7 protein-coding genes and 1 pseudogene are annotated in these 8,394 nt (G+C 70.6%); 5 read left to right on the top strand and 3 right to left on the bottom strand.

Translation table 11 applies throughout. From position 1 onward, the window contains the following. A pseudogene (locus VF697_RS20685) lies at window positions 1-342 on the bottom strand (sensor histidine kinase); the annotation flags it as partial. Window positions 343-509: 167 nt separating this feature from the next. Here VF697_RS20685 and VF697_RS20680 point away from each other — a divergent pair. From VF697_RS20680 to VF697_RS20665, 4 genes are all read left to right on the top strand, one after another. After that, entirely contained in the window at window positions 510-1,265 is a 756-nt protein-coding gene (locus VF697_RS20680) for a Fe-S cluster assembly protein HesB (protein ID WP_331097549.1), read from the top strand. 45 nt (window positions 1,266-1,310) lie between these two features. Continuing rightward, window positions 1,311-3,128, top strand: coding sequence for a serine/threonine-protein kinase (locus VF697_RS20675; RefSeq protein WP_331097547.1), 1,818 nt, complete (start codon window positions 1,311-1,313; stop codon window positions 3,126-3,128). Between the two features lie 137 nt (window positions 3,129-3,265). Then, window positions 3,266-3,931 (top strand): hypothetical protein, encoded by a 666-nt coding sequence (locus VF697_RS20670; protein WP_331097546.1) that lies wholly within the window; start codon window positions 3,266-3,268, stop codon window positions 3,929-3,931. Between the two features lie 152 nt (window positions 3,932-4,083). Next, a complete protein-coding gene (locus tag VF697_RS20665; RefSeq protein ID WP_331097544.1) occupies window positions 4,084-5,586 on the top strand; it encodes a cyclic nucleotide-binding domain-containing protein in 1,503 nt (500 codons plus the stop codon). Window positions 5,587-5,634: 48 nt separating this feature from the next. Here the strand turns inward: VF697_RS20665 and VF697_RS20660 are convergent, their stop codons facing one another. Beyond that, window positions 5,635-6,528, bottom strand: coding sequence for a YihY/virulence factor BrkB family protein (locus tag VF697_RS20660; RefSeq protein WP_331097542.1), 894 nt, complete (start codon window positions 6,526-6,528; stop codon window positions 5,635-5,637). Between the two features lie 145 nt (window positions 6,529-6,673). Then, entirely contained in the window at window positions 6,674-7,474 is an 801-nt protein-coding gene (locus VF697_RS20655) for an MOSC domain-containing protein (RefSeq protein WP_331097540.1), read from the bottom strand. Window positions 7,475-7,854: 380 nt separating this feature from the next. Here VF697_RS20655 and VF697_RS20650 point away from each other — a divergent pair. Further along, a partial coding sequence (locus VF697_RS20650) for a phosphoadenylyl-sulfate reductase (RefSeq protein WP_331097538.1) occupies window positions 7,855-8,394 on the top strand: 540 nt, incomplete at its 3' end.

Raw genomic sequence — 8,394 nt, 5'->3', positions numbered from 1 at the left:
CTGGTAGTGGCGTCGGGCGGGAGCGCGCGAGCCCGGGGCCGAGCGGGTGAGGCGGGGCAGGAACTGGGTGCCACGGAACTGGAGGAAGAAGCCCTCGCCCGGGGCGAGCGGATCCCCCATGGCGGCGTAGAGGGCGGTGAGGTTGCCCTCCATCTGCTTGCCGAGCGTGTGCCGCAGGGCCTGGGTGGCGTACTCCTCGAGCGCGTCGCGGCGGGAGCGCATCTGCGCGTGGGCGTCCTCGCGCTCCTGGGCGAAGATGCGCTGAAGGCTCACCAGCCCCCAGGTGAGGGCGAGGAGTCCGCATCCAAGAGCGAGGAGAGTGGGGAGGAGCCGGCGCAGCATGGGGGCCCGTGGGCCGCCGTCATTATACGTGCGCCAGCGCGGCGGGTCAGTCGTTGCGCGGGCCCTCGGACGCCCGCTGGCCCGGCTGCCTCGCGGGAGGTGGGGGCTCCTCCCGGGCGGAGGGGATGCAAAGGATGGAAGGGTGACTTCCGAGGTCAGGCCCTCCCATGCCATTTCTCCCATCACTTCTCGATGTGCCGCCCGCGCTGAGCGTCAAGGCGCTCCGGGTCCACGAGCGGCTGTGCGCCGTGTACGGCTGCCCCATTCCCTACTTCCGCACGCAGGATCCGCTCAGCGAGCTCGTCTCCGCGCTGTTGAGCCACCGCACGCGCAACGCCTCCAGTGGCGCGGCCTTCCGCCAGCTCCGCGCGCGTCTTCCCACCTGGGAGGCGGTGCGCGATGCCCCATGCACGCACGTCCAGGAGGCCATCGCCGCGGTGACGTGGCCGGAGCAGAAGGCCCCCCGCATCCAGCAGGTGCTCCGGTGCATCACCGAGCGGAGGGGAGGCGAGCTGTCCCTGGACTTCCTCGGGGAGCTGCCCGTGCGCGAGGCGCGTGACTGGCTCGAGGCGCTGCCCGGGGTGGGGCCGAAGACGAGCGCGGCGACGCTGCTGTTCAGCCGGCTGAGGATGCCCGCGCTCCCGGTGGACAGCCACCACCACCGGGTGGCGGCGCGGCTGGGCCTCATCCCCGAGACCACGGCGGTGGGGCCCTCGCACCGGCTGCTGGAGGCCCAGCTCCCGTCGGACTGGGACGCGCAGCGAATCTACGACAACCACGAGGCGCTGATGCTGCATGGGCAGCGCTGCTGTTTCTTCCAGAATCCCGCCTGCCAGCGGTGCGCCGTGCTCGACCTGTGCCCGACGGGGCAGGCCCGGCTCGCGAGCCTCGGAGAGCGGCCCGGGGCGGCCCCAGGGGACTGAGCCGCCGTGCTAGCCTTCCATGGCGGCTGGCGGTGGAGGACCTGAGTGGAACGTTTGCGGCAAGCAACGCGGCCCGTCTGGGTGGAGGGGCGCACCTGCCCCGGCTGTGGTGCGTCCTCCGAGCAGGTGCGCTGTGACGCATGCGGGGCGGCGTCCCAGGCCGGGAGCTACCGGATCGTGGGGGTGCTCGCGCGGGGGCCGGGGGGGAGTACGTACCTGGCCCGGGACGAGGAGGACAGGAGCGTCGCTCTCAAGGAGCTCGTCTTCACGCTCGCGCCGAGCGCGAAGCAGCTCGAGGACTTCGAGCGCGAGGCGGCCCTCCTGGGCCAGCTCGACCATCCACGCCTGCCCCGTTTCCTGGGGGGCTTCCGCGTGGGCTCCGGCGTCCACACCCGCCTCTACCTGGCGCAGCAGCACGTGCCGGGAGAGTCCCTGGCGTACGAGCTGGAGCACCGCCGCTTCTCCGAAGAAGAGGTGCGGGGCATCGCCCTGGAGGTGCTGGAGGTCCTGAAGTACCTGCACGGCCTCTCGCCCAAGGTGCTCCACAGGGACCTCAAGCCGGCCAACCTGATTCGCGATCCCGAGGGTCGCATCGTGCTGGTGGGCTTCGGCGTGGCGCGCGAGCTCGGCGGGCTGCGGGCGCATCACGCGACGCTGCTGGGGACCTTCGGGTACATGCCGCCCGAGCAGCTCGGTGGAACGGTGGACGTGCGCGGTGACCTGTATGCGCTCGGGGCCACGCTCCTCCACCTGCTGGCGCGCAAGCCGCCGGAGTCCATGCTGGGGCTCGGGCTCACGCTCGACTTCCGGCGCCACGTCAACGTCTCGGCCCACACCGAGAGCTTCCTCACCCGACTGGTGGCTCCGGGCCCCGAGGACCGGTTCCTCTCGGCGCGCGAGGCGCTCGCCTTCCTGGGGCGCGAGAGTCAGCCGCTCGGCCTTCGCCGCTTCCGCTCCGGTCTCCTGCTCTCGTTCGGAGTGGCCGCGCTCTCCGCGGGCGTCGTGCTGACCCGGTGGATGCCCGCGCATGAACAGGAGGGCACGGCTTCCTCGAAGGAGGAGTCCCCGGCCCCGGTCGCGGAGGCGCCTCGGACGGCTCCTCCCGCGGAGCCTCCCAGGGAGACGCCACGTCCCACGCCTCCCACGCCCTCCTCGGGGGCCCGGGTGGCGCCACTCCCTCCGAGCACCCACGTTCCCTTCCCCTGGATCATGGCCAAATGGGAGATGAACCGGCCCGGCTGGTGGGTGCAGGACACCTCGGGGCGCGACCACCACGGACTGCTCCCCGTCGAGGGCGCTCGAGGGGTCTTCGGTGGCCTGGAGTTCGAGGGCACCACGGGGTTCATCGAGCTCCCGGACCACCCGGACCTGGCCCTGAGCGCCCCGTTCACCATCCAGGGCAGCGTGAAGTTCCTCGAGTCCGACAACGAGCGGGGCGTCCTCATCGTCCGTCGGGACGACTCGGGGACGGAGGCCTACGGGGTGGAGGCCCTCCCGGGCCGCAAGCTGCGCTTCTCCATCACGGGCAAGGGGGGCCAGCGCGCGTCCATCGAAGGCGAGCTGCCCGAGGACCGCCACAGCAACCTCATGACGCTCTACGCGACGCTCGATGAGACCGGCGAGATGCGGCTCTACGCCGGCTGCAAGCTGGTGGCCCAGGGGGTGACGAAGGTCAGGCCGCTCCAGGAGCTGGATTCAAAGCGACACCCGGTGGTCAGCCTGGGTGGCCTGAAGGGTCAGCGCCATGGCTTCCGCGGGGAGATCTGGAACCTCGAGCTGATGCGAGGGGTGATGCGGCAGACGTCGAGCAGCGGCAGTGGCAGCGGCAGGGGCTGCTCGTTCTCGCTGAAGATGGCGGACTGAGGCCTCCCTGGGAGGAAGCCAGGGCCTCGGCACCTCGCCTGGGGAGCCGAGGAAATGTGTCGCGCTGCGTCAAAGTCCATTGACGAGGCTGACGCGATGCGTTACTTCATCTTCGCCCATCGAGGAGGCGCGAATTTATGGCGAAGAACAAGACCGTGAAGAACGAGGCGGCGGCCAAGGAGACGGCGGCCCAGACGACCACCGAGGCGGTGGCCGAGAAGGTCGAGGCGGCGGCGGAGAAGGTGGAGGCCGTGGCGCAGAAGACCGAGCAGGCGGCCGAGACGACCCAGAAGGTGGCCGAGGCCGTGACGGCCGAGGTGGTGGCCGAGAAGGTGGCGGCGGTGACGGCGGCGGCGACCGAGACGGTGAAGGCCGAGGCGGCGAAGGCCGAGGCGGTAGTGACCGAGGCGGCCGGGCAGGTGGCGTCGTTCGTGAAGGGTCGGCTGGAGGTGGCGCAGCGGCAGATCGGCCAGCTCGAGACGGAGGCGCAGAAGGCGCTGCAGACGCTGGTGTCGCGCAGCCGCGAGTCCGGCCGCGAGGTGCTCCAGAAGCTGAACGTGAACGAGCTGCGCCTGCGGGAGAATCCGGCGGTGCAGAAGCTCGGCAAGCAGGCGACGCAGGTGGGCGGCGAGGTGCGTCAGCGCCTGAGCGGGCTGCGCAGCCGCATGGTGACGGTGGTGGGCGGCGTGGCCAGCCAGTCGCAGGTGGATGCCCTCAATCGCGAGCTGGACCGGCTGTCGCGCAAGCTGGACACGCTGGTCGCCAAGAAGCCCGAGGCGCAGCAGCCGCAGCAGCGGCAGTAGACGCCGAAGGACTGGCCGGGCCCCGGGAGTGACGCGCGTCACAACCCCGGGGCGAGGCGGTTCACAGTGGGGGCGCGGCGCCCCCGGTACGGTTCTCCATGTCACGGGCGACGAGCAAGCCGACCCGTGGTGAATGGATACGAGAGAGAACCATGCCCCGGATTGCCAGCAGCGAGATCGTCGTTCCCAAGACCCTGTCTTCTGATGCGCGGCGGAAGCTCACCGATGCCCTCTATGAGGTGCATCGGCGGATCTTCGACGGAGTGGAGCGGGAGTCCTTCGCGAAGTACGTCGTCGACTCCAAGGCCGAGCACACGTGGATCCACCTCCACAAGAACGAGGCGGGGGAGACGGTCGGCTACTTCGCCCTGCATGTCTTCGAGAAACACCTCGGGGGAAAGCCCACGGCCGTGTTCCGCGCGGAGGCGGGTTCGCTGAGGGCCTACCGGGGTGGCAATGCCAACGCGCGCTTCGCGCTGAAGATGGCGCTGCGCTACCTGCTGAAGCACCCGGGGCGTCAGGCCTACTACCTCGGCTCGCTGGTGCACCCGTCCAGCTATACGCTGCTCGCCGGGAACTTCGGCGAGGTGTGGCCGCGGCGCGAGGAGCAGCCGCCACCGGAACTGCTGGCCTTCATGGACGCGCTGGCCTCGGAGTTCGGCCTGGAGAAGGTGGAGCCGGCCTGTCCGCTGGTGCGACGCGTGGGCTGGCGGACGCGCGAGACGGAGATGGAGCGGGACTACTGGCTGCACTGTGACAAGCCGGTGGCGCGCTTCTTCGTGGAGGCCAATCCCGGTTATGTCGAGGGACACGGGCTGGTGACGCTGGTCCCCGTCACCGTGCCCAACCTGTTGAGCCTGGTCCGCTCCCAGGTGCGGCGGAAGCTGCGCCAGCCGCTCCAGGCGATGGCGGCGCGGGTGCAGCGGACGGCGCTCGGGGCTCGCCTGATGCGCCCGGAGGTGCTGCGGCAGCTGCGTCGGGCGGACCTCTTCTCCCACTTCGACGAGGCCACGCTCCACGAGCTGGCCCGGCGCTCGGAGATCGTCTCCCTGCCCGGCGGCAGCTACGTCTTCCACGAGGGCGACGCGAGCGACGAGATGTACCTGCTCGCGAGCGGCGCCGCCTACGTGGTGGTCGAGGACGGGCAGCAGGAGAAGCTGGTGGACGAGCTGGGCAGTGGGTCGTTGTTCGGGGAGATCGCCATGCTCGCGGGCGAGCGCCGCTCCGCCTCCATCCGTACCGCCACCGCCTCGGTGCTGGTGCGCATTCCCCGCACGGCGCTGCTGGCGCTGATGGCGTCCCATGCCAGTCTCCGGCAGGGCGTGTGGCGCAAGTTCGCCGAGCGGCGCTTCGATGACCTGGTGCGCGGGCTGGAGCGCTACGCGCACCTCGGGCGCAAGGGTCGGCTCGCCTGGATGGGGCGAGGCGAGCACCGCGAGTTGGCGGCGACGGAGACGCTCTCCCTCGAACCGGGCCGCCACGTGTTCGTGACGTCGGGCGTGCTGGAGATCGAGCACGGGGGAGTGTGGATGGCCACGCGCGGCTCGACGCTGCTGGAGGTGGAACGCCCCCTGCGGGTGCGGGCCCAGGAGGCCACGCGGCTCAGCCTGCTGCCACGGGAGTCCGAGGCGGCACCGCTGAGGATGGTGGGGTAGGCGAGCCGGTTCCTGACACGCGCGACGCGGGCCCACCCCGGGGATGCTTCAGGGCGTCCTGTTCTCGGAGGCCGGCCAGGGCTCCTGGGAGCGACTGCCGTGCTGCCGGGCGTAGACCTGGGTGAACTCCGCCCCGAGGAAGAGGATCTGCGCGGAGTAGTAGACCCAGATGAGCACCACCGCCAGCGAGCCCGCCGCGCCATAGCTCGAGGCGACGGTGCTCTTTCCCAGGTAGAGGCCGATGCCGAGCTTCCCCAGGCTGAAGAGCAGGGACGTCACGGCCGCGCCAAGCCAGACATCCCTCCAGGCGACGTGGGTGTCGGGGAGCAGCTTGTACATCATCGCGAACAGCACGGTGATGACGGCGAAGGAGATGAGCAGGTTGAGCCCCTGCCACAGCACCTCCCAGCCGGGGAACGCGCGGCCGAAGTAGGCACCAATGCCCGCGAGCGCGGCGCTCACCACCAGCGAGACGAGCAGCAGGAAGCCAATCACGAGCACCATCGCGAACGACAGGACGCGGCTGCGCAGGAAGTTCAGCACTCCGTTGCGTTGCGCGGGTTTGGCGTGCCAGATGTGGTTGAGCGCGTCCTGGAGCTGCACGAAGACGCCCGTCGCGCCGAAGATGAGGGCCACCACGCCCAGCGCCGTCGCGAGGATGCCGGAACTCGGCTTCCGAGCGCTGACCATCATGTCCCCGATGACCTCGGCTCCGCTCTGGCCGACCAGCTCCCGGAGCTGGGCCTGGATCTCACCCCGCGCCGCCTCTTCGCCGAAGACCATCCCGGCCACGCTGACGGCGATGATGAGCAACGGAGCGATGGAGAACATCGTGTAGTACGCGAGCGAGGCCGCGAACGTGGGAGCGTTGTCCTCGCTCCACTCCGAGATGGCCCGCTTCACGAGCAGGAAGATGCTTCGGGCACGTGGCGCAACGGTCATGCACGAAGCCACAGCACGAGGCATGCCAGCCCTCCGGCGACGCGGCACGGGCTCGCTCCGAGGGGAGGGAGGGCGTGGTGCCCGGGCCGTGCGCGGAAGGGGCGTAATTCTTTCAGGGGCGGGGCCCGAGGCTGTACCGCGTGCCCTATTCGAGGACTTCCACCGCGTCCCCCACCTGGAGGATGCCCGGACGCCGCACGATGATGTTCTGGCCGAACATCACCTTGCCGCCGGTGCGCCGGTAGGTGGACAGCGTGCGCAGGGGCTCCTGCTCGGGGTCGGCCCGGGCCGTCTCCGGGTCCACGGTGGTGAAGACGCAGCGGGCGCACGGCTTGACCGCGGCCAGCTCGACGGAGCCAATGCGCAGCCGCTTCCAGCCGTCCTCGGCGAAGGCGGCGGTGCCGCTCACCACGAGGTTGGGACGGAAGCGGGCCATCGGCACGGGGTGGGGCAGGCGCTGGTTGAGGTCGGCCAGCGAGGCCGCGGAGATGAGCAGCAGGGGGAAGCCATCGGCGAAGCCGACGCGGTCCTCCGGGGCGGCGTACTTCGGGTCCACCGGCCGCTCCATCCGCGCGTCCACGTGCACGAGCACCGTGGGCTCGCCGAGGTACTGGGAGAGCCACCGGTCCGCCTGGGCGGAGGCGCGAGCGGCGGAGCAGGTGTCGTCCCACACGGTGACGTCGAGGCGGGGCGCGTCGGAGGGCGGCAGGTGGACCTCGAGGTCCGGCATGCCGGGAGCGGACAGGTGGAGGCCTGTCGGCGCGGGGACGGCGCGCACGCGCACGAGGGCGGGCAGCTCGCGTCCGGTCATGAAGGAGCCATCGGGGCGGACCGCCATCCACCGGCGGTCATGCTGCAGTCCGAGCGGCTCCACGGTGGCGCGGGTCAGCGGCAGACCCGCGCACGACTTCAGGGGATAGACGGTGAGGGACGTCAGGGTGGGCACGAGGCCTCTTTTGCCCCATCCCCGCGGCGACTGCACTGAAGGAGGGGAGGCGAGCGGCCCTCCGTGATAGTGGATGTCCGCGATATTGGCGGGTCGTCCGGCTTGACGGATGCCCGGTGCAGGCGTTACAAGTTTCCTCACGATGAAGCTGCTCCTCCAACCCCCCGTCGCCGCGCAGTCGATGTGCCGCCACGGGTGGATGTGTACCTGTCCTCAGGCGGGTGCCGAGTCCTCGGGGAGCACGTGATGAAGCGCTCTTGAGCAGTCCCTGACTCGCGGCCCGCCCTCGGAAAGAGGTGTTGGGCCGCCCTCTTCCCCCAGCGGTCTGGCCCGCCCTCGCTCGCGAGGCGCTGGGCCGTTTTTTTTCCACGGAAGCCCCCATGTCCCAGTCTTCACAGCCCTCTCTCGGTGTCTCGGCGGAAGAGCTGCGTGTCGCGTCGGAGGAGCTGCGCGACGCTCCCGCCGAGGTGGTGCTCGAGTGGATCGAGCGGCGGTTCGGGGCGCGCGCGGCCATCGCCTCCAGCTTCGGCGTGGAGGACATGGTCCTCATCGATCTCGCCCGCACGCACGCGCCGAGCGTGCGCCTGTTCACCCTCGATACGGGTCGGCTTCCGCCGGAGACCTACGAGCTGATGGACGTGGTGCGCCGCCGCTACGGCCTGGAGATCGAGACGTTCTTCCCGGAGCGGGAGCGTGTCGAGGCGCTCCAGTCCGCCAAGGGGTATTTCTCCTTCAAGGAGAGCATCGAGGCGCGCAAGGAGTGCTGCGGCATCCGCAAGGTGGAGCCGCTGAAGCGCGCGCTGGCGGGGCGGGAGGCGTGGGTGACGGGGCTGCGCCGCGAGCAGTCCGTCACGCGCACGGAGGTGCAGGTGATCGAGCGCGATGCCACGCATGGGCTCGTCAAGCTGAACCCCCTGGTG

This window comes from Archangium sp. (assembly GCF_036388035.1).
In the GTDB taxonomy this organism is placed as follows: Bacteria; Myxococcota; Myxococcia; order Myxococcales; family Myxococcaceae; genus Archangium.
Note: the sequence above shows the minus strand (reverse complement) of the source record. Positions and strands in the feature narration are given on the sequence as shown.